Origin of the sequence: Streptomyces sp. NPDC093089 (assembly GCF_044754405.1) — a bacterium.
GTDB lineage: Bacteria > Actinomycetota > Actinomycetes > Streptomycetales > Streptomycetaceae > Streptomyces.
Genome location: NZ_JBIVPA010000005.1, coordinates 25,786 through 46,943 on the forward strand (window position 1 = coordinate 25,786; position 21,158 = coordinate 46,943).

Consider the following 21,158-nt stretch of genomic DNA (forward strand, 5'->3'; position numbering starts at 1 on the left):
GCGTGCGACGGCCCCCGCGACCACGAAGGGTCACGGGGGCCGTGAGGGGCCGTGAAGGCCGGAACCGTCCCGGGCCGGCCCCGGACCGGGGTCAGGCCCCGCGCTTCCTCAGCATGTCGGCCATCAGCGCGATCTCGGACTGCTGGGCGTCGACCATGCCCTGCGCGAGCCCGCGCTCGATGTCCACGGAGCACTTCTGCGCGCAGCCCTCGGCCATGTGGACCCCGCCCCTGTGGTGCTCGGTCATGAGCTTCAGGTACAGGACCTCGGCCTCCCGGCCGCTGGCCTTGCGCAACTCGTCCAGCTGGGCGTTGGTCGCCATGCCGGGCATCAGCGCCCCGTCCAGCGGACCGGTGTCGCCGGACCCGCCCATGCCCATCCAGGTCATCGGCTCGACGCCGGACTGGACCTTGGGCAGGCCCCACATGTCCAGCCAGCCGAGCATCATGCCCCGCTGGTTGGCCTGCGTGTTGGCGATGTCGTACGCCAGCCTGCGGACCTCCTCGTCCTTCGTCCGGTCCCGGACGATGAACGACATCTCGACGGCCTGCTGGTGGTGGACGGACATGTCCCGTGCGAAACCGGCGTCCGCCGAGGCGGAGTCGGGGGTGCGGGGGGTCTCCTCGCGGTCGGCGGAGGCGACGGTCACCGCCCCGCCGGCGAACAGCAGCGCGAGGGCGACGGCGGAGACCGCGGCGCCCTGCGTGCGGTTGAGCCTCACTGGCCCATCCCCGCGCCGCCGGCGCCGTCCGCGCCGATGCCGCCGGTGCAGGCCGCGCCCGGCTCCGGGGTCTGCGGGCCCTGCACGTACTTCGTGAAGAACGCGTCGACGCGCGGGTCGTCGGCGCCGTCCACGGTCACCTGCTTGCCCCAGGCGGACAGCATGATCGCCCCGGCCTGGTCGTCCACGGGGCTCATCAGCGTGTACTTCGTCTTGCCGACCTTGTCGGCCAGCTGCTTCACGTCGGCCTGGGAGGCCGTCTTGTTGTACGTCACCCAGACGGCGCCGTGCTCCAGCGAGTGCACGGCGTTCACCTCGGCGATCTTCTCCTTGTAGACCACGCCGTCGCAGTTCATCCAGACCGGGTGGTGGTCGCCGCCGACCGGCGGCTTCATGTCGTACTTCACGGCCGTCTCGACGTGGTTGCGGCCGAGCTTCTTCGCGTCCCAGGACTTCTCGGACGCGATGGGCGCCTTGGCGGCGGCCTCCTTCGCGTCCTGCTCGTCGGACTTCTTCATCAGCACGACGGTGCCGAAGCCGACGAGGCCCAGGACGACGACGCCGGAGACGCCGATGGTGATCAGGCGGTTGCGGCGCTCACGGGCCTGCTCGGCGCGGCGCATCTGCTCTATTCGGGCGCGGCGGTCGGCGTTGGCGGAGCGGTTGGCGGCCATGGTGGTGTCGTCCTTCTTCAGGGGTGGGGGTGGAGTTCGGGGGTGGACGCAGCGGGGCGGGAGCCCGCCGCCGCTACGTCCGGAGAACTTGAAGGACGTGCAGGTCCGGAGCGCGCGGCTGGGCGCCCGAGCGGCGCGCGGGGCCGTCGCCCGACGGCGGCGCGAGCCGCGGCGACCCGCCCTCCTCGTGCAGCGGCGGGTCGAGCGGGGGCGCGCTGAGCACCGCGGGGGAGAGGGAGGGGAAGAGCGAGCAGCCGCCGCGGTCGTACGGGCAGACGTACTCGCCCGTGGTGGTCACCGCCCGCAGGGCCGTGTCCCCCTCGTGGTGGGCCTCCTGCCGGTCCGGACCCGTCCCCAGGCAGAGGAAGAGCGCGGCGAGGAGCGTCGCCACGGCACTCGCCAGTGCCATGGGACGCGCGTCTCCGGACAGGCGTACGAGCCGTGGGGCCCCCATGGGCGCAGATCGTAGTGGGCGCGGGCCGCCCGTGGGCCGAACGGGGTACCACCCGGAGATCGGAGGCAGGCGCCGGACGGGCGAACAGACACCCGGAATCGGCCGTTCCGCGTTACCTGTGTCACACCCGAGCAGGCACTATGGGTGTGCAACGTGCGCGAAACCATGTGGTGGGATGCTCAGGTGCCCCCCGATGTACCCGAGGCGGTGGGAGCAGGCGGCCTGACCAGCGAGGATGGGTGTGGAAATGGACAAGCAGCAGGAATTCGTGCTCCGTACGCTCGAGGAGCGCGACATCCGCTTCGTGCGCCTGTGGTTCACCGACGTGCTGGGCTTCCTCAAGTCGGTGGCCGTGGCCCCCGCGGAACTGGAGCAGGCCTTCGACGAGGGCATCGGCTTCGACGGCTCCGCGATCGAGGGCTTCGCCCGCGTCTACGAATCGGACATGATCGCCAAGCCGGACCCGGGCACCTTCCAGATCCTGCCGTGGCGCGCCGAGGCCCCCGGCACGGCCCGCATGTTCTGCGACATCCTCATGCCGGACGGCTCGCCGTCCTTCGCCGACCCGCGCTACGTCCTCAAGCGGGCCCTGGCCAAGACCTCCGACCTCGGCTTCACCTTCTACACCCACCCCGAGATCGAGTTCTTCCTCCTGAAGGACAAGCCGCTCGACGGCACCCGGCCCACCCCGGCCGACAACTCGGGCTACTTCGACCACACCCCGCAGAACGTCGGCATGGACTTCCGCCGCCAGGCCATCACCATGCTCGAGTCGATGGGCATCTCGGTGGAGTTCTCCCACCACGAGGGCGCGCCCGGCCAGCAGGAGATCGACCTCCGCTACGCCGACGCCCTCTCCACCGCCGACAACATCATGACCTTCCGCCTGGTCATGAAGCAGGTGGCGCTCGAACAGGGCGTGCAGGCCACGTTCATGCCGAAGCCGTTCTCCGACTACCCCGGCTCGGGCATGCACACCCACCTCTCCCTCTTCGAGGGCGACCGGAACGCCTTCTACGAGTCGGGCGCCGAGTACCAGCTCTCCAAGGTCGGCCGCTCCTTCATCGCCGGCCTGCTGCGCCACGCGGGCGAGACCTCCGCCGTCACCAACCAGTGGGTCAACTCCTACAAGCGCATCTGGGGCGGCTCCTCCCGCACGGCCGGTTCCGGCGGCGAAGCCCCCTCGTACATCTGCTGGGGCCACAACAACCGCTCCGCCCTCATCCGCGTCCCCATGTACAAGCCCGGCAAGACCGGCTCCTCCCGCGTCGAGGTCCGCTCCATCGACTCCGGCGCCAACCCCTACCTCACCTACGCCGTCCTCCTGGCCGCCGGCCTCAAGGGCATCGAGGAGGGCTACGAGCTCCCCGCCGGCGCCGACGACGACGTCTGGGCCCTCTCCGACTCCGAGCGCCGCGCGATGGGCATCGAGCCCCTCCCGCAGAACCTCGGCGAGGCCATCGCCCTCATGGAGAAGAGTGAACTGGTCGCCGAGACCCTCGGCGAGCACGTCTTCGACTTCTTCCTCCGCAACAAGAAGCAGGAATGGGAGGAGTACCGCTCCGAGGTCACCGCCTTCGAACTCCGCAAGAACCTGCCGGTGCTGTAAGCGCAGGTCGGAAGCAGTGCACCCCTGAAGCGAGGGTTCGGGCCGCCGGCGGACCGCCGGCGGCCCGAACCCGTTCCTGTCGCCCCGGGCCGTCCGCGGGCCGTCCGACGCCGGAGGGGCCCGTCCCGCCGACCGTCGCGCCGCCGCCGGCGGCGTTCGCGGTTCGCCCTCGGCCGACACGTCCTCCACCCGCGCCGAATCGGCATGGACCGCTGGGAAGCCCTGCCCTTGGCCTGACCGTCGTTCGAAGACCAACGTGTCGGGCGGGTCTCCGGAACGCCGCTCGCGGGGGCCGTGCACGGCGGCCGTTCCCGGCACGTGCGGGGTGGGGGACGCGTTCGTGGGCAAGGAACAGGTCCACGCCGTCCTGGCCTGCGGCGGGGAGGACGCGGACGACCCGGGCTCCGACAACGGCGGGGACGTCGAGCTGATGGCGGCGGCCTTCGACCGCGACACCGGAGCCCTGGAGCGGAACGTTCCCATCGATGCCCGTCACCCCGTGCCGACGGGCACCGGTGCGGTCATCGAGCTCAGCGGCGACTACGGCCAGATCGACGCGGCGGAGGTCGTCGGCGAGCGGATGTACGCGCTGGCGTGGGCCTATTTTCGAACTCCGCAAGAACCTCCGGTGTTGTGGGGGAGGAGGCCGGTTCTCGACGTTCCCCCCCGGCGCGGGGCACGAGCCCGCGCCGGGGGTCGGCGCGGGGAATTGCGTTGCCCGGGCGGCGGGGTGCGCCGCACACTGCGGCAGTGAAGATCGAGAACGTCACGACCGAGCGGCTCGTGCTGCGTCCCATGACCGTCGACCGGGCCGAACGCGTCGTCGGCCGGGAGGCCGGCCCCGACGACCGGTGGGCGGAGGGCTACCCCGGAGCCGGGGACGTCCGCTCGGCCGACGGCTTCCTGAGGGGCTTCGCCGAGCGCGGCGACCCGGGAGTGTTCCGGACGTACGAGATACGGCTCGACGGCGTCACCGTCGGCGGCATCGGCTTCCACGGACCGCCGGACGAGATCGGGGTCGCGACCGTCGGATACGGGCTGCTGCCGCAGGTCCGCGGGAACGGCTACGCGTCCGAGGCACTGCGGGCCCTCGTCGAGGTGGCCCGGGTGGCCGGCGCCGCCGGGGTGAAGGGGGACGCCGACCTGACCAACCCGGCCTCGCACCGGGTGATGGAGGCCGCCGGGATGCGGTGCGTGGCGGAGGACGAGAAGCTCCGCCACTTCTACCTGGCGCTCTGACGGCGCCGGGGCGCCGCCGTCAGCGCTCGGACAGCTCCGACGGGGCCTCCTGGACGACCCAGCCGTTGCCGTCCGGGTCCTCGAAGGTCATGAACGAGTTCCAGGTGTCGCCCTTGCCGTCCTCCCAGCCCGCCGCGCCGACGTGCATCACCGGGGAGACGTCGACGCCCCGCTCGACCAGCTCCGCCCGCGCGGCCTCGATGTCCGTCACGCAGAGCTGGAGGCCGTGCAGGGTGCCGGGGGCCATGTCCTTGGTGCCGGGCATCGGCGGCATGCCGCTGAGCATGGCGATCGAGCAGCGGGAGCCCGGCGGGGTCGCCTGGACGATCCGCATGCCGGGCGCGACCTCGTCGTCGAGGTCGATCTTGAAACCGCACCTGTCGCCGTAGAACTCCTTGGCCCGGTCCATGTCCGTGACGGGTACCGGGACCACTTCCAGTGTCCAATTCATGAGGGACACCCTCCCGCACGGGAGGGCCCCGCGCACCCGGAACGGGTCAGCGCGGAGCGGGAGTCCAGTGCAGCCGGCCGTCGAGGCCGATCGCCGCCACCCCGTCCGTCCCCGCGTCCGGAGCGCCGGCGAAGAGGAACTTCTCCAGGGTCCACGCCGGCGGCGCCCCGGCCGTCCGGCCGTGCGGCGCCGTCGCCAGGAAGCCCGTCCGGGACCGTACGGCGAGGAGGCCGTCGCCGCCGCTGACCGGGCCGAAGCCCGCGACGCCGGAGCCGGGCAGCTCGGTGAACGGGGACACCGGGCCCGCGCCCGAGAAGTCGGCGCTCCGCAGGTCGCCGGAGGACGGCTTGCGGAACCAGAGCCGTACCCCGTCGCCGTCCGGTGCGGGACGCGCGCTCAGTGCCAGCGTGGTCGGCGGCAGACCCGTCCGCACCGGACCTGCCAGGGGGCCGCCGGGCCGCTCCTGGGCCCAGGTCAGGACGGTCTTCGGGGTACTGGCGAAGACGTAGCCGCGGCCGGTGCCGTCGGTGGCCGCCACGGGGTCGCCCGTCACGTCCGTGCCGCCCAGCGTCCGCCACGGCCCCCAGCCGCCGTCGGCGCGCTGCTCGCGGGCCGTGAGGCGGTGGCCGCTGTCCCGCAGGAGCACGGTCGCCAGGCCCGCGTCGTCCACGGTCACGGCGGGCGCGCTGATGTCGGAGGTGCCGCCGGCGTCGTCCCGCTCCGGTGTGCCGAGCGAGCGCCACGGGCCGAACGCGCCGCCGGGCGTGGTCTGCGCGGTGGTCACGACCTCGCGGCCGTACGCGGAGGCGTCGGCGCCGAGCGTCGTACGGGTGCCGAAGACCGCCGTGCGGCCGTCGGGCAGGACGACGGAGGTGACGCCGCTGTCGAGGCCGCCGCCGGGCAGCAGCGTCGGCCCGTGCCACGCCTCGGTGCCGGCCGGCTTCCGCCACTCGGCGAGCCGTCCGTCGAGGACGGAGAAGGCGTGCAGCGCGCCGGTGCCGTCCCGCTGCACCCACGAGGTGGAGGTGGAGCGGGCGTACCTGACGGTCTGCGTCCAGCCCCGCCCGCCGGGCCGCGCGGCCACCTTCAGGTCGCCGCAGCCGGCGGCGGTGCCGCAGTCGTTGACCCCGTCCGTCCAGGCGTACGTCTTCAGGGTCCGCAGCTTCGCACCCGCCGTCTCGGGGTCGAGCGTGTGCGGCAGCGAGCTGGTGGGGTAGCCCAGGTAGTTCTGCACGCCCACGTGCGGGTGCCCTGGCACGTCCGCGTACCGGGCCAGGGCGGCCTGGACGAACCGCGCCCCGTAGAGGTGGTCCTGATGGTCCCGGAGCTTCACCGCCCCGGCCCCCGAACCGGCCGCGGAGCCTGAACCGGCCGTGGAGCCCGAGCCGGTCGTGGAGCCCGAGCCGGCCGTGGAGCCCGAGCCGGCCGTGGAGCCCGAGCCGGTCGAGGTGCCTGCGCCGGCCGATGACCCCGCGCCTGCCGCGGTCGTCGTCCCCGTCCCGGGCTTCGCCTCCGACCAGGTGCCGGGGGTCGGGTCCTGCATGCGGACGAAGGTCGGCCGGAAATGTTCGAGCAGTCCGGTGAGGGTCGCGACGACCTGGTCCTTCGTGTAGGTGAAGTCGGCCGCGACGGGGGTGCCGGTCGCGCGCTGGGAGGCCAGCGCGGGTATCCGGTCGTGCCAGAGGCCGTTGAGGCTGTGCGGGCGGTCGCCGCTGATCGAGCCGGCCTCGCGCAGCTGCAGCCACACCAGCTTGACCTGGGGCTTCGCGCGCAGGGTGTCCAGCTCGGCCGCGGCGCCGCCGGCGGTGGGGAGGGCGACCCGGTCCCAGACGGCGGTCCGGCTGCCGGTCGCCATCTCGGCGTACGCGGCGCGTATGCCGTTCTGCCGGGCCTCGGCGTAGCCCGCCTTGTCCGGCGCGGCCGCGGCGGCGTCGCTCGGGCGGGCGTTGACGCCGTCCGACTCGCCGGCGGTGAGGTAGACGGAGGTCAGTGGGCTGCCGGAGCGCAGCGACTGCGAGACGTCCGGGTTCATGAAGAACAGGTCGTCGTCCGGGTGCGCCACGACCTGCATCACCGAGGTGGCGGCGTGCGGGGTCCGTACGGGCTCGGCCGGGGGCTTCGCCGGCGCCTTGGCCTCGTGGGCCGGCGGTGGTACGGCGGGTGCCGCCGGCTTCGCCGCCGTCACCGAGAGGAGCCCGGCGAACGTGCCGCCGACCAGGAGGGTCGCGGCGGTCGCAGAAACGATTCTGCGACGGGAGGGGCGGCGGAGGCGGAGGCGGACAGGCATGTTCGGCGGCACTTTCACTGACGGGCGGGGCGGGGCAGAGCAGGGTGGAGCAGGCGGTGCGGGGTGGAGCAAGAACGAGCAGGGCTGTGCAGGGAGGAGCGGGAGTGAACAGGAACGAGCAGGGTCGAGCAAGGTGCTGCGGGACGCGTGCGGCGGCCGGCCGCTCCCGGCGGTGCGGGGGCGTCCCGCGCGCAGCAAGACGGATCTTCTAGATTTACGGTTCATTCGCCCCGAAAGGGATCTTTGTGCCGGATCTCACGTGCGAGGGGGCGTGGGATGCGCCACGTACGCGCCGGATCGGGCAGCCGTCCGGCGCGACGTGACCGCCGGGCGGGGGCGCCCGCGGCCCCCGCGCCGGATAGGCTCGGCCCTTGGGGCTGACCTGCTCGGAGGGAGCGGCGGAATGACGGTGCCGGGACGCAGGAGCAGTACGTTCTCACGTCTGCTGCGGCACGGGTTCACCGACCCCTCGGGGGCCGAACGACTGCTCGACGCGCCCGAGCTGTCCGAGCTGCGGGACGACTCCGTCCTCCTGGACGCGCTCGGCGCCACCGCCGATCCGGACCTCGCCCTGCGCGGCCTGGTCCGCCTGGCCGAGGCGCAGCCCGAGACCGAGCGGCAGACGTTCACGGCCACGCTGCTCTCCGCCAAGCCGTTCAGGGACCGGCTCCTCGGCGTCCTCGGCGCCTCCGAGGCCCTCGCCGACCACCTGGCCCGGCACCCCCGCGACTGGGAGTCCCTCGTCACCTACGAGGCGGCCGACCTGCACCCGGGCGTCCCCGAGTTCGAGCAGGGCCTCGCCGACGCCACCGACGCGGTCTCACTGCGGGTCTCCTACCGCCGCTGCCTGCTCGCCATCGCCGCCCGTGACGTGTGCGGCACCACCGACGTCGCCCAGGCCGCCGCCGAGCTCGCCGACCTGGCGACGGCCACCCTGCGCGCCGCGCTCGCCATCGCCCGTACCGCCGCACCCGCCGACGCCGCCATGTGCCGGCTCGCCGTCATCGCGATGGGCAAGTGCGGCGGCCACGAGCTCAACTACGTCTCCGACGTGGACGTGATCTTCGTCGGGGAGCCGGTCGAGGGCGCCGACGAGGGGAAGTCGATCCAGGCGGCGACCCGGCTCGCCTCGCACCTCATGCGGATCTGCTCGGAGACCACGGTCGAGGGCACCATCTGGCCGGTCGACGCCAACCTCCGCCCCGAGGGCCGCAACGGCCCCCTCGTCCGCACCCTCTCCTCCCACCTCGCCTACTACCAGCGCTGGGCGAAGACCTGGGAGTTCCAGGCCCTCCTGAAGGCCCGCGCGGTGGCCGGCGACCCGGAACTCGGCGCCCAGTACATCGACGCCGTCTCCCCGCTCGTCTGGCAGGCCGCCGAGCGCGAGAACTTCGTCCCCGACGTCCAGAAGATGCGCCGCCGGGTCGTCGACAACATCCCCGCCGCCCAGGTCGAGCGCGAGCTCAAGCTCGGCCCCGGCGGCCTGCGCGACGTCGAGTTCGCCGTCCAGCTCCTCCAGCTGGTGCACGGCCGCAGCGACGCCGGGCTGCACAGCGGCACCACCCTCGACGCGCTGGCCGCGCTCGCCGCCGGCGGCTACGTCGGCCGCGCCGACGCCGCCCAGCTCGACGAGGCCTACCGCTTCCTGCGGGCCATGGAGCACCGCATCCAGCTGTACCGGCTGCGCCGCACCCACCTCGTCCCCGAGGGCGAGGACGACCTGCGCCGCCTCGGCCGCTCGCTCGGCCTGCGCACCGACCCCGTCGCCGAACTCAACAAGGAGTGGAAGCGGCACGCGGCCGTCGTCCGCCGGCTGCACGAGAAGATCTTCTACCGCCCGCTGCTCGACGCGTTCGCCCAGCTCGCCCCCGGCGAGATCCGGCTCAGCCCCAAGGCGGCCGGGCAGCGCCTCGAAGCGCTCGGCTACGACGACCCCGCCGCCGCCCTGCGCCACCTGGAGGCGCTCGCCTCCGGGGTGAGCCGCAAGGCCGCGATCCAGCGGACGCTGCTCCCGGTGCTGCTCGGCTGGTTCGCCGACTCGGCCGACCCGGACGCCGGCCTGCTCGGCTTCCGCAAGGTCTCGGACGCCCTCGGCAAGACCCCCTGGTACCTGCGGCTCCTCCGCGACGAGGGTGCCGCGGCCGAGAACCTCGCCCGGGTGCTCTCCGCCGGCCGCCTCGCCCCCGACCTGCTGCTCCGCGCCCCCGAGGCGGTCGCGCTCCTCGGCGACCCGGAGGGGCTCAAGCCGCGCGGCCGCGACCACCTGGAGCAGGAGGTCCTGGCTGCGGTGGGCCGTGCGGAGGACGCCGAGCAGGCCGTCGCCGCGGCCCGCGGGGTGCGCCGCAGGGAGCTGTTCCGCACCGCGGCGGCCGACCTCATCGGCTCGTACGGCACCGAGGACAACCTCCGCGAACCCGACCCCGGTGCCCTGGTCGACCGGGTCGGCGAGGCCGTCACCGACCTCAACGCGGCCACCATCGCCGGCGCCCTGCGTGCCGCCGTCCGCGCCGAGTGGGGCGAGACGCTGCCGACCCGGTTCGCGGTCATCGGCATGGGCCGCTTCGGCGGCCACGAGCTGGGGTACGGCTCCGACGCCGACGTCCTGTTCGTCCACGAGCCGCGCGAGGGCGTCGACGAGCAGGAGGCGGCCCGCGCCGCGAACCGGGTGGTCGCCGAGATGCGCCGGCTCCTCCAGCTCCCCACCGCCGACCCGCCGCTGCTGATCGACGCGGACCTGCGGCCGGAGGGCAAGAGCGGCCCCATGGTCCGCACCCTCAAGTCGTACGAGGCCTACTACCGCCGCTGGTCCCTGGTCTGGGAGAGCCAGGCCCTGCTGCGCGCCGCGCCCATGGCGGGCGACCTGGACCTGGCCGACCGGTTCGTCGAGCTCGTCGACCCGCTGCGCTACCCCGCCGAGGGCCTCGGCGAGGACGCGGTCCGCGAGATCCGCCGCCTCAAGGCCCGCATGGAGTCGGAGCGGCTGCCGCGCGGCGCCGACCCGACGCTCCACGCCAAACTCGGGCGCGGCGGCCTCAGCGACGTCGAGTGGACGGTCCAGCTCCTCCAGATGCGGCACGGCTGGGCGGAGCCCGGGCTGCGGACGACCCGCACCCGCGAGGCCCTCCGGGCGGCGCACGCGGCCGGCCTGATCCCGACGGAGGAGGCGCAGACCCTGGACGAGGCCTGGGTGCTCGCGACCCGCGTCCGCAACGCGGTGATGCTGGTGCGCGGTCGGGCCGGCGACACCTTCCCCTCCGACCCGCGCGAGCTCGCCGCGGTGGGCCGGTACCTGGGGTACGCCCCCGGCCACGTCGGCGAGATGGTCGACGACTACCGCCGCATCACCCGCCGCGCCCGGGCGGTCGTGGAGGAGCTGTTCTACGGAGCGTAGGGGCGCGGGCCCCGTGCGTCGGCCCTGCGGATCGCCGGCCCTTCGGACCGGGAGCGGGTGCGGAGCCGCAGGGGTCGCCGGGGCCCGAGGTCTACGGCCCCGGGACGGGCCCGCCGACCGGCGGCCTCACTTGGAGGAGCCGACCGGCCGTTCCGCGTCGGTCGCCCGGTCGGGCTCCGCCGCCGGGCGCGGGCCGCCGCGGGCGACGGCGCCTGCGGGTTCGACGAGGCGGGGCAGCCGGTGCGGCCGGGAGCCGTACCAGCAGTAGGAGACGCCGAAGCCGAAGGCCAGGCAGATCATGCCGCCGACCGCGTCCAGCCAGAAGTGGTTGGCGGTGGCGACGATCACCACGAGGGTGGCCACCGGGTAGAGCAGGCCGAGGATCTTCGCCCAGGGCGCCTTGGCCAGCAGGAAGATCGTCACTCCGCACCAGAGCGACCAGCCGATGTGCATCGACGGCATCGCCGCGTACTGGTTCGACACGTGCTTGAGGTTGCCCGAGGCCATCGAGCCCCAGGTGTGGTGGACGAGCACCGTGTCGATGAAGTCCTGGCCGTTCATGAGCCGCGGCGGCGCGAGCGGATACAGGTAGTAGCCGACCAGGGCCACACCGGTGGTGGCGAACAGGACGGTGCGGAACGCGGAGTAGCGGCCCGGGTGCCCTCGGTACAGCCACACGAGCACACCGATGGTCACGACGAAGTGCAGCGTGGCGTAGTAGTAGTTCATCGACACGATGAGCCACGTCACCGAGTTCACGGCCTGGTTCACGGCGTGCTCGAAGGCGAGCCCGAGGGACTCCTCGGCCTGCCAGATCCAGTCGGCGTTCCTGAGCGCCTGGGCCTTCTGCTCCGGCACCGCGTTGCGGATGAGGGAGTACGTCCAGTAGCTCACCGCGATGAGCAGGATCTCGAACCAGATCGTGGGGCGCCGGGGTGTGCGCGCGCGCAGGCGCGCGAGCCTGCCGTCGGCCACTGTGGGTGACGACGGGGTCGTCCGGTCGTCCAAACTCTTCACGGTCGTTTCACCCATAGGGAGAGAGTCTGCCAGATCCCCACCCCCCGACCGATCATCCCCCGGTCGGGGTCCGGGCGCACCCCCTCCGTCTCAGGAAGGAGTGCGCGCGGGGGACGGAGCGGAGGCCGTTGAACCGCGAACGACCAGCTCAGGCATGAAGACGAACTCGGAGTGCGGCGCCGGAGTGCCGCCGACCTCTTCGAGCAGCGCGCGGACCGCGGCCTGCCCCATCGCCTGTACGGGCTGGCGGATGGTGGTCAGCGGCGGGTCGGTGAACGCTATGAGCGGAGAGTCGTCGAAGCCGACGACGGAGATGTCCCGCGGCACGTCGAGCCCCTGCTGGCGGGCGGCCCGGATCGCGCCGAGCGCCATCATGTCGCTCGCGCACACGATCGCCGTGCAGCCGCGGGAGATCAGCGCCGCGGTGGCCGCCTGGCCGCCCTCCAGGGTGTAGAGGGAGTGCTGGATCAGTGCCTCGGACTCGTCGGGGCCGAGGCCGAGCCGCTCCTCCATGCCCTTCTGGAAGCCCTCTATCTTGCGCAGCACCGGCACGAACCGCTTCGGTCCGACGGCGAGCCCGATCCGGGTGTGCCCGAGGGCGGCCAGGTGCGTCACGGCCAGCACCATCGCGGCCCGGTCGTCGGGCGACACGAAGGGAGCCTGGACCTTGGGGGAGAAGCCGTTGAGGAGGACGTACGGGACGCCCTTGCCGCGCAGCTGGTCGTAGCGCGTCATGTCGGCGGTGGTGTCGGCGTGCAGTCCGGAGACGAAGATGATGCCGGCGACGCCGCGCTCCACCAGCATGTCGGTGAGCTCGTCCTCGGTGGACCCGCCGGGGGTCTGGGTGGCGAGGACGGGGGTGTACCCCTGCCGGGTCAGGGCCTGTCCGATGACCTGCGCGAGCGCGGGGAAGATCGGGTTGTCCAGCTCGGGGGTGATGAGGCCGACGAGGCCCGCGCTGCGCTGGCGGAGGCGTACGGGACGCTCGTAGCCGAGCACGTCGAGGGCGGCGAGGACGGACTCGCGGGTGGCCGCCGCCACGCCGGCCTTGCCGTTGAGCACGCGGCTGACTGTGGCTTCACTGACCCCCGCCTGGGCTGCGATGTCGGAGAGCCGCGCGGTCATGAGAAGGGACTGTACCGGTCACAGCGCGTATTTCCCACCGGTTCACCGGCGTCGGGAGGGGACCGCAAGGTTCGAGCCGTTGCGCAAGGTCTTGCAGGGCTTGCGGGGCCCTTTCGCGCTGGTGGCGGGGCTCCGCGGGGGCTTTCCGCGTGTGAGATGCCCGAAACAGACCCTGTCAAGCGGCTCGTAGGCAACCTTCGGGACACGCGGATGTAACGATCGCCGGGTCTTGCAGAAATTCCCCGCAAGCTCTTTCGGCTCGTTTTCATCCCTGTTACGTTCCTGGCAACCCGGAGCGCCGCGAGGGAGCGGTCGCATGAGGAAGGTTCCAGCCCCTCGTCTCCCCGGGATCATCGAAGGAGTTCACATGCGGCGTGGCATAGCGGCCACCGCGCTGGTCGCGGCCCTGGGCGTGACCCTGGCGGCGTGCGGGAGTGACAGCGGTTCGAAGGACGGCGGCGCGAAGGGCTCGGGCGAGCTCTCCGGCACCGTGACCTGGTGGGACACGTCCACGGTCGGCTCCGAGGACAAGGTCTTCAAGAAGGTCGCCGAGGACTTCAAGAAGAAGCACCCCAAGGTCACCGTCAAGTACGTCAACGTGCCCTTCGGTGAGGCGCAGAACAAGTTCAAGAACGCCGCGCAGTCCGGCTCCGGTGCCCCCGACGTCATCCGCTCCGAGGTCGCCTGGACCCCCGAGTTCGCCGACCTCGGCTACCTGGCCCCCCTCGACGGGACCCCCGCCCTCAAGGGCGCGGACGACTTCCTCAAGCAGGCGTCGGCCTCCACCCAGTACAAGGGCAAGACCTACGCCGTTCCGCAGGTCATCGACTCCATGGGCATCTTCTACAACAAGAAGATCTTCAAGGAAGCCGGCGTCGAGGTCCCCAAGACCATCGCCGAGCTCAAGACCGTCTCCGCCAAGATCAAGGAGAAGACCGGCAAGACCGGTCTCTACCTGCGCGGCGACGACGCCTACTGGTTCCTCTCCTTCCTGTACGGCGAGGGCGGCGACCTCGTCGACGCCGACAAGAAGACCGTCACCGTCGACAGCCCCGCCGGTGTGAAGGCCTTCAAGACCGTCAAGGACCTGGTGGACTCCGGCGCGGCCAAGACGGACGCGACCGACGGCTGGAACAACATGCAGACGGCCTTCAAGGACGGCAAGGTCGCCATGATGATCAACGGCCCGTGGGCCGTCTCCGACACCTACGCCGGCAAGGAGTTCACGGACAAGGCCAACCTGGGCATCGCCCCGGTCCCGGCCGGTTCCGCCGGCCAGGGCGCCCCGCAGGGCGGTCACAACCTCGCCGTCTACGCGGGCTCGAAGAACCTCGACGCCTCCTACGCCTTCACCGAGTACATGACCTCGGTCGAGACCCAGGCGACGATCGCGAAGGAGCTCAGCCTCCTCCCGACCCGCCAGTCCGTCTACATCAAGTCGGACGTCGCGACCAACGAGATGATCACCTTCTTCAAGCCGGTCGTCGACAAGGCCGTCGAGCGCCCCTGGATCCCGGAGACCGGCAGCCTCTTCGCGCCGCTCGTCACCGAGTACACCAAGGTCCTGACCGGCCAGACCACCCCCGAGGCGGGTGCCAAGGCGACCGGTGACGGCTACCGCAAGCTCCTGAAGGACTGGAAGTAGCAGGAAGAGGAAGGAAGGCAGGCCGGCTGATGGCTGTGGACACCCCCAGCCAGTCGGTGGTGAAGGCCGCGGGCGACAGCGCCCGCGGCCGGAGCCGCGGAACTGGTAAGCCCCGGGGCGCGTCGAAGCGCTCCCTCGCCACCCACTGGTACGCCTGGGCGATGGTCGCCCCGGTGACCGTCGTGATCGCCGTGATCATCGGCTATCCGCTGGTCCGCGGCATCTTCCTGTCGCTGACCGACGCCAACGAGCGCAACGTCGAGCGCTCCATCGGCGTCAACCACATCCCGGCCAGCTACGAGTTCGTCGGCCTGGACAACTACGCGGACGCGCTGACGGGCGGCCAGTTCCTCTCCACCCTGGGCTGGACGCTGGTGTGGACGGTGGCCTGCGTGTCGGTGACCTTCGCCCTCGGCCTGGCCCTCGCCAACATCCTCAACCGCAGGATCGCCGGCCGCGGCGCCTACCGGCTGATGCTCATCCTGCCGTGGGCCGTGCCCGGCTTCGTCTCCGTCTTCGCCTGGCGCTTCCTCTACAACCAGGACAACGGCCTCCTCAACAAGATCCTCGCGGGCGGCGGCATCGACGCCCTGCCGTGGCTGAACGACCCCACCTGGGCCAAGTTCTCGGTCATCCTCGTCAACGTCTGGCTCGGCGTGCCGTTCATGATGGTCGCCCTCCTCGGCGGGCTCCAGTCCATCCCCGGCGAGCTGTACGAGGCCGCCGAGATGGACGGCGCCAACGCCTGGCAGCGGTTCCGGCACATCACCATGCCCGGGCTCAGCTCCGTGTCGACGACGGTGATCCTGCTGTCGACCATCTGGACCTTCAACATGTTCCCGGTGATCTTCCTGCTCACCCGGGGCGGGCCCGGCGAGGCCACCCAGATCCTCGTCACCCAGGCCTACAAGTTCTCCTTCGAGGTCAGCCCGCGCGACTTCGCCCAGTCGTCCACCTGGGGCGTGCTCATCCTGGTCCTCCTGATGATCTTCGCCGCGGTCTACCGGCGAGTCCTCCGCAAGCAGGGAGAAGTCTGGTGACCACCACGACCCCCGCCCGTCACGCCGCGCCCGCCAACACCCCGATCCGCGGCCGCCGCTCGCCGCTGGCCTCGGTCGCGCTGCACGCCACGCTGATCGTCGCGTCCGTGATCGCCGTCTTCCCGGTCCTCTGGGTGCTGCTGACCTCGCTGAAGCCCGCGAAGTACGCGATCACCACGGACTTCTTCAAGGAGACGACGCTCGAGAACTACACGAACCTGCTGCGGGACACCCCGTTCCTCACCTGGTTCGGCAACTCGCTGCTCGTCGCCGGCCTCACCACCGTCATCGGCGTCTTCGTCTCCGCCACCACGGGCTACGCCGTCAGCCGCTTCCGCTTTCCCGGCAAGCGCGGACTGATGTGGACGCTGCTCATCACCCAGATGTTCCCGGTCGCCGTCCTCATCGTGCCGATCTACAACATCATGGCGTCGATGGGCCTGCTCAACCAGCCGGTCGGCCTGGTCGTCACCTACCTGACGATCGCCGTCCCGTTCTGCGCGTGGATGATGAAGGGCTTCTTCGACACCATCCCGCGCGAGATCGACGAGTCGGGCTACGTCGACGGCCTCACCCCGTTCGGCACCTTCTGGCGGCTGATCCTGCCGCTCGCCAAGCCGGGCATCGCCGTCACCGCCTTCTACTCCTTCATCACCGCCTGGGGCGAGGTGGCCTACGCCTCCGCCTTCATGGTCGGCGACGAGAACCTGACGCTCGCCGGCGGACTGCAGAAGTTCGTCAACCAGTACGGGGCGCAGTGGGGCCCGATGGCGGCGGCCTCCGTACTGATCGCCGTCCCCGCCGCCCTGGTGTTCCTCTTCGCCCAGCGGCACCTGGTCACCGGCATGTCGGCCGGTGCCGTCAAGGGCTGACGGCCCTGAGCACCCCGCCCGAACGCACCTCCTTACCTCCCAGGGAAGACATGACCCAGCATCTCGCCACCCCGGCCGACGCCCCCACCACCGGCACGCACACGGGCTGGTGGAGAGACGCCGTGATCTACCAGGTCTACCCGCGCAGCTTCGCCGACGGCAACGGTGACGGCATGGGTGACCTGGAGGGCGTCCGCAGCCGGCTGCCGTACCTCAAGGACCTGGGCGTCGACGCCGTCTGGCTCTCCCCGTTCTACGCCTCGCCGCAGGCCGACGCCGGCTACGACGTCGCCGACTACCGGGCCATCGACCCGATGTTCGGCTCGCTCCTCGACGCCGACGCGATGATCCGCGAGGCCCACGAACTGGGCCTGCGCGTCATCGTCGACCTGGTGCCCAACCACTCCTCCGACCAGCACGAGTGGTTCCAGCGCGCCCTGCGCGAGGGCCCCGGATCGCCGCTGCGCGAGCGCTACCACTTCCGCGCCGGCCAGGGCGAGAACGGCGAACTGCCGCCCAACGACTGGGAGTCCATCTTCGGCGGTCCCGCCTGGACCCGTACGGAGAACGCGGACGGCACCCCCGGCGAGTGGTACCTCCACCTCTTCGCCCCGGAGCAGCCCGACTTCAACTGGGAGCACCCGGCCGTCCGCGACGAGTTCCGCTCCATCCTGCGCTTCTGGCTGGACATGGGCGTCGACGGCTTCCGCGTCGACGTCGCCCACGGCCTGGTCAAGGCCCCGGGCCTGCCCGACATCGGCGCCCACGACCAGCTGAAGCTGCTCGGCAACGACGTCATGCCCTTCTTCGACCAGGACGGCGTCCACGAGATCTACCGCACCTGGCGCAAGGTCCTCGCCGAGTACGACGGGGAGCGCGTCCTCGTCGCCGAGGCGTGGACCCCGACCGTCGACCGCACCGCGAACTACGTGCGCCCCGACGAGATGCACCAGGCCTTCAACTTCCAGTACCTGGGCACCCACTGGGACGCCGCGGAGCTCCGCGCCGTCATCGACGCCTCGCTCGACGCGATGCGCCCGGTCGGCGCCCCCACCACCTGGGTGCTGTCCAACCACGACGTCACCCGGCACGCCACCCGCTTCGCCAACCCGGCGGGCCTCGGCACCCAGCTCCGTGAGGCCGGCGACCGCGCCCTCGGCCTGCGCCGCGCCCGCGCCGCGACCCTGCTGATGCTGGCCCTGCCCGGCTCGGCGTACGTCTACCAGGGCGAGGAGCTCGGCCTGCCCGACGTCACCGACCTGCCCGACGAGGTCCGCCAGGACCCGTCCTTCTGGCGCGCCAGCGGCCAGGACGGCTTCCGCGACGGCTGCCGGGTGCCGATCCCGTGGACCGCCGAGGGCACGTCGTACGGCTTCGGCACCGGCGGCTCCTGGCTGCCGCAGCCCGCCACCTGGGGCGGACTGAGCGTCGAGGCGCAGACCGGCGACCCCGGCTCCACCCTGGAGCTGTACCGCAGCGCGCTCGCCGTGCGCCGCGAGCGCCCCGAACTCGGTGCGGGCGAGGACGTCGAGTGGCTGGAGGCACCCGAGGGTGTGCTCTCCTTCCGCCGCGACGGCTTCGTCTGCACCGCCAACACCACCGGCCGGGCCATCTCCGTCCCGCTGCCCGGCCGGTACCTCCTCTCCAACGAGGACGTCCGGATCGTCGACGACGAGGCGGAAGTGCCCGCCGACACCACCGTCTGGTGGGCGGTGTGACGATCCCCCTGCCGCGGGGTGCCGGGAACGGCGCCCCGCGGCTCGCGGACATCGCGGCCCAGTCCGGCGTCAGCGAGGCCACCGTCAGCCGCGTCCTCAACGGCAAGGCGGGGGTGGCCGGCGCGACCCGGCACAAGGTGCTCGCGGCGCTCGACGTGCTCGGCTACGAGCGTCCCGTACGGCTCAAACGCCGCAGCGCGGGCCTCGTCGGGCTCGTGGTGCCCGAGCTGACCAACCCGATCTTCCCGGCCTTCGCGCAGGTCGTCGAACAGGTCCTCGCCGGGCACGGCTACACGCCGGTGCTCTGCACCCAGATGCCCGGCGGCGCCACCGAGGACGAGCTCGTCGAGCAGCTCGTGGAGCGCGGGGTGGCCGGCATCGTCTTCCTCTCCGGGCTGCACGCGGACGCCAGCGCCGACCCGGCCCGCTACGCCCGGCTGAGCGCCCGGGGCGTGCCGTACGTCCTCATCAACGGCTACAACGAGCACATCGACGCCAACTTCGTCTCGCCCGACGACCGGGCCGCGGCCCGGATGGCCGTCCGGCACCTGGTCGAGCTGGGGCACGAGCGGATCGGCCTCGCCATCGGCCCCACCCGCTACGTGCCCTCGCGCCGCAAGGCCGAGGGCTTCGCCGCCGAGCTGTACGAGCTCCTCGGCGTCGAGCGGGCGGACGCCGAACGGTTCATCAGGCCCACGCTCTTCGGCGTCGAGGGCGGCCACGCGGCCGCCGAGATCCTGCTGCGCGAGGGGTGCACGGGCATCGTCTGCGCCTCCGACCTGATGGCGCTCGGCGTGATCCGCGCGGTCCGGGCCCGGGGCCTCGAGGTGCCCGACGACGTCTCCGTCGTGGGCTTCGACGACTCCCCGCTGATCGCCTTCACCAGCCCGCCGCTGTCCACCGTGCGCCAGCCGGTGCAGGCGATGGCGACCGCCGCCGTCGGCGCGCTCCTGGAGGAGATCGAGGGAAATCCGGTGCAGCGCACGGAGTTCGTGTTCCAGCCGGAGCTGGTGGTACGCGGCTCCACGGCGCAGCCTCCCAGGGGTCCGCAAGGTCTTTCGTAACAACTTGCGCAGTGGTGTCCGGAGGGTTGACCGGGCGCCGGGGCACTCGTACGGTCACGGCTGAAAACAGTTGCTGAAGTTTTCGGCAACTTCTTGCGACACAGATGTCGTACAGGAGGAAGCATGGCCAGAAGAACCGTGGCCGCTGCACTCGCCCTCGTGGCGGGAGCTGCCGCTGTGGCCGTCACGGGAAACGCCCCGGCGCAGGCCACCCCGCCCGGCGAGAAGGACGTCACCGCGGTGATGTTCGAATGGAACTTCGCCTCGGTGGCCCGTGAGTGCACCGACCGCCTCGGCCCCGCCGGATACGGATACGTCCAGGTCTCCCCGCCCCAGGAACACCTCCAGGGCGGCCAGTGGTGGACCTCGTACCAGCCGGTCAGCTACAAGATCGCCGGACGCCTCGGCGACCGCACCGCCTTCAAGAACATGATCGACACCTGCCACGCGGCCGGTGTGAAGGTCGTCGCCGACTCCGTCATCAACCACATGGCGAACGGCTCCGGTACGGGAACGGGCGGGACCCCGTTCTCCAAGTACGACTACCCGGGCCTCTACTCCGGCTCCGACATGGACGACTGCCGCTCCTCGATCACCAACTACCAGGACCGCGCCAACGTCCAGAACTGCGAACTGGTCCAACTCCCCGACCTCGACACGGGCGAGGACTACGTCCGCGGCAAGATAGCCGGCTACCTCAACGACCTCCTCTCGCTCGGCGTCGACGGACTCCGCATCGACGCCGCCAAGCACATGCCGGCCGCCGACCTCGCCAACATCAAGTCCCGGCTGACGAACCCGAACGCCTACTGGAAGCAGGAGGCCATCCACGGCGCCGGCGAGGCCGTCTCCCCGAGCGAGTACCTCGGCAGCGGCGACGTCCAGGAGTTCCGCTACGCCCGCGACCTCAAGCGCGTCCTGCAGAACGAGAAGCTCGCCTACCTCAAGAACTTCGGCGAGGCCTGGGGCTACATGCCCTCCGGCCAGTCCGGCGTCTTCGTCGACAACCACGACACCGAGCGCGGCGGCGACACCCTGTCCTACAAGGACGGCGCCAACTACACCCTCGCCTCCGTCTTCATGCTCGCCTGGCCCTACGGCTCCCCGGACGTCCACTCCGGCTACGAGTGGACCGACAAGGACGCCGGCCCGCCCAACGGCGGCCAGGTGAACGCCTGTTACACCGACGGCTGGAAGTGCCAGCACGCCTGGCGCGAGATCTCCTCCATGGTCGCCTTCCGCAACACCGCGCGCGGCCAGGCCGTCACGAACTGGTGGGACAACGCCGGCAACGCCATCGCGTTCGGCCGCGGCTCCAAGGCCTACGTGGCGATCAACCACGAGTCCTCGGCGCTCACCCGCACCTTCCAGACCTCCCTGCCCGCCGGCGCCTACTGCGACGTGCAGAGCAACACGGCCGTGACGGTCAACGCCTCCGGCCAGTTCACGGCCACCCTCGCCGCCAACACCGCGGTCGCCCTGCACGTGAACGCCACCAACTGCGGCGGGACCACCCCCACCACGCCGCCGACGACGACCCCGCCCGCCACCGCGGGCGCTTCGTTCAACGTCAACGCCACCACGGTCGTCGGCCAGAACATCTACGTCACCGGCAACCGCGCCGAGCTCGGCAACTGGGCCCCGGCCTCCGCCCTCAAGCTCGACCCGGCCGCCTACCCCGTGTGGAAGCTGACGGTCCCCCTGCCCGCCGGAACGTCCTTCGAGTACAAGTACATCCGCAAGGACGCGGCCGGAAACGTCACCTGGGAGTCCGGCGCCAACCGCACCGCGACCGTCCCCGCCTCGGGCCAGATCGTCCTGAACGACACCTTCCGCAGCTGAGCCTCCCCG

The 21,158-nt window shown here is 71.8% G+C and carries 17 protein-coding genes; 10 read left to right on the forward strand and 7 right to left on the reverse strand.

What is annotated here, in order from left to right; translation table 11 throughout:
• Positions 1–91 precede the first annotated feature (91 nt).
• The 3 genes from ACIQFX_RS12875 to ACIQFX_RS12885 form a co-directional block, all read right to left on the reverse strand.
• Positions 92–721: a DUF305 domain-containing protein gene (locus ACIQFX_RS12875; protein ID WP_402461672.1), complete on the reverse strand. Its 630-nt coding sequence runs from the start codon at positions 719–721 to the stop codon at positions 92–94.
• On the reverse strand, positions 718–1,395 hold the full coding sequence (locus tag ACIQFX_RS12880; RefSeq protein ID WP_402461675.1) for a DUF3105 domain-containing protein: 678 nt from the start codon (positions 1,393–1,395) through the stop codon (positions 718–720). Before ACIQFX_RS12880 ends, ACIQFX_RS12875 begins: the two co-directional genes overlap by 4 nt.
• Positions 1,396–1,468: 73 nt before the next feature.
• Positions 1,469–1,804 (reverse strand): hypothetical protein, encoded by a 336-nt coding sequence (locus tag ACIQFX_RS12885; protein ID WP_402461678.1) that lies wholly within the window; start codon positions 1,802–1,804, stop codon positions 1,469–1,471.
• A gap of 292 nt (positions 1,805–2,096) precedes the next feature.
• Here ACIQFX_RS12885 and ACIQFX_RS12890 point away from each other — a divergent pair, with 292 nt between their 5' ends.
• The 3 genes from ACIQFX_RS12890 (at position 2,097) to ACIQFX_RS12900 (ending at position 4,697) form a co-directional block, all read left to right on the forward strand.
• Complete coding sequence (locus ACIQFX_RS12890; protein ID WP_033209691.1) at positions 2,097–3,458, forward strand: glutamine synthetase family protein; 1,362 nt, start codon at positions 2,097–2,099, stop codon at positions 3,456–3,458.
• Positions 3,459–3,798: 340 nt separating this feature from the next.
• Positions 3,799–4,212 (forward strand): hypothetical protein, encoded by a 414-nt coding sequence (locus ACIQFX_RS12895; protein WP_402461682.1) that lies wholly within the window; start codon positions 3,799–3,801, stop codon positions 4,210–4,212.
• Positions 4,209–4,697, forward strand: coding sequence for a GNAT family N-acetyltransferase (locus tag ACIQFX_RS12900; RefSeq protein ID WP_402461685.1), 489 nt, complete (start codon positions 4,209–4,211; stop codon positions 4,695–4,697). The genes ACIQFX_RS12895 and ACIQFX_RS12900 overlap by 4 nt, the downstream gene beginning before the upstream one ends.
• Before the next feature lie 19 nt (positions 4,698–4,716).
• Here ACIQFX_RS12900 and ACIQFX_RS12905 read toward each other — a convergent pair whose 3' ends face one another.
• Positions 4,717–5,148 (reverse strand): VOC family protein, encoded by a 432-nt coding sequence (locus ACIQFX_RS12905; RefSeq protein WP_402461688.1) that lies wholly within the window; start codon positions 5,146–5,148, stop codon positions 4,717–4,719.
• Positions 5,149–5,194: 46 nt separating this feature from the next.
• Positions 5,195–7,435: a PIG-L family deacetylase gene (locus ACIQFX_RS12910; RefSeq protein ID WP_402461691.1), complete on the reverse strand. Its 2,241-nt coding sequence runs from the start codon at positions 7,433–7,435 to the stop codon at positions 5,195–5,197.
• A gap of 403 nt (positions 7,436–7,838) precedes the next feature.
• Between ACIQFX_RS12910 and ACIQFX_RS12915 the strand changes: the two genes are divergently transcribed.
• The gene (locus ACIQFX_RS12915) at positions 7,839–10,826 is read left to right on the forward strand and encodes a bifunctional [glutamine synthetase] adenylyltransferase/[glutamine synthetase]-adenylyl-L-tyrosine phosphorylase (protein WP_402461694.1); all 2,988 of its coding nucleotides are present in this window, start codon (positions 7,839–7,841) and stop codon (positions 10,824–10,826) included.
• Between the two features lie 126 nt (positions 10,827–10,952).
• Here ACIQFX_RS12915 and ACIQFX_RS12920 read toward each other — a convergent pair whose 3' ends face one another.
• Both ACIQFX_RS12920 and ACIQFX_RS12925 read right to left on the reverse strand, forming a co-directional pair.
• Positions 10,953–11,858, reverse strand: coding sequence for a phosphatase PAP2 family protein (locus ACIQFX_RS12920; protein ID WP_402461697.1), 906 nt, complete (start codon positions 11,856–11,858; stop codon positions 10,953–10,955).
• Positions 11,859–11,933: 75 nt separating this feature from the next.
• Entirely contained in the window at positions 11,934–12,968 is a 1,035-nt protein-coding gene (locus tag ACIQFX_RS12925) for a LacI family DNA-binding transcriptional regulator (RefSeq protein WP_402461700.1), read from the reverse strand.
• Between the two features lie 367 nt (positions 12,969–13,335).
• Here ACIQFX_RS12925 and ACIQFX_RS12930 point away from each other — a divergent pair, with 367 nt between their 5' ends.
• From ACIQFX_RS12930 to ACIQFX_RS12955, 6 genes are all read left to right on the forward strand, one after another.
• Positions 13,336–14,613, forward strand: a complete 1,278-nt coding sequence (locus ACIQFX_RS12930; protein ID WP_402461703.1) for an extracellular solute-binding protein — start codon at positions 13,336–13,338, stop codon at positions 14,611–14,613.
• Between the two features lie 29 nt (positions 14,614–14,642).
• Positions 14,643–15,653, forward strand: a complete 1,011-nt coding sequence (locus ACIQFX_RS12935) for a carbohydrate ABC transporter permease (protein ID WP_402461706.1) — start codon at positions 14,643–14,645, stop codon at positions 15,651–15,653.
• Positions 15,647–16,525 carry a sugar ABC transporter permease gene (locus ACIQFX_RS12940; RefSeq protein WP_402462826.1) on the forward strand — a complete coding sequence of 293 codons (879 nt, stop codon included), beginning with the start codon at positions 15,647–15,649 and terminating at the stop codon, positions 16,523–16,525. Before ACIQFX_RS12935 ends, ACIQFX_RS12940 begins: the two co-directional genes overlap by 7 nt.
• A gap of 50 nt (positions 16,526–16,575) precedes the next feature.
• The gene (locus ACIQFX_RS12945) at positions 16,576–18,243 is read left to right on the forward strand and encodes an alpha-amylase family glycosyl hydrolase (protein WP_402461709.1); all 1,668 of its coding nucleotides are present in this window, start codon (positions 16,576–16,578) and stop codon (positions 18,241–18,243) included.
• Entirely contained in the window at positions 18,231–19,307 is a 1,077-nt protein-coding gene (locus ACIQFX_RS12950) for a LacI family DNA-binding transcriptional regulator (RefSeq protein WP_402461712.1), read from the forward strand. The genes ACIQFX_RS12945 and ACIQFX_RS12950 overlap by 13 nt, the downstream gene beginning before the upstream one ends.
• Before the next feature lie 123 nt (positions 19,308–19,430).
• Complete coding sequence (locus ACIQFX_RS12955; RefSeq protein WP_402461715.1) at positions 19,431–21,149, forward strand: carbohydrate-binding module family 20 domain-containing protein; 1,719 nt, start codon at positions 19,431–19,433, stop codon at positions 21,147–21,149.
• Positions 21,150–21,158 lie beyond the last annotated feature (9 nt).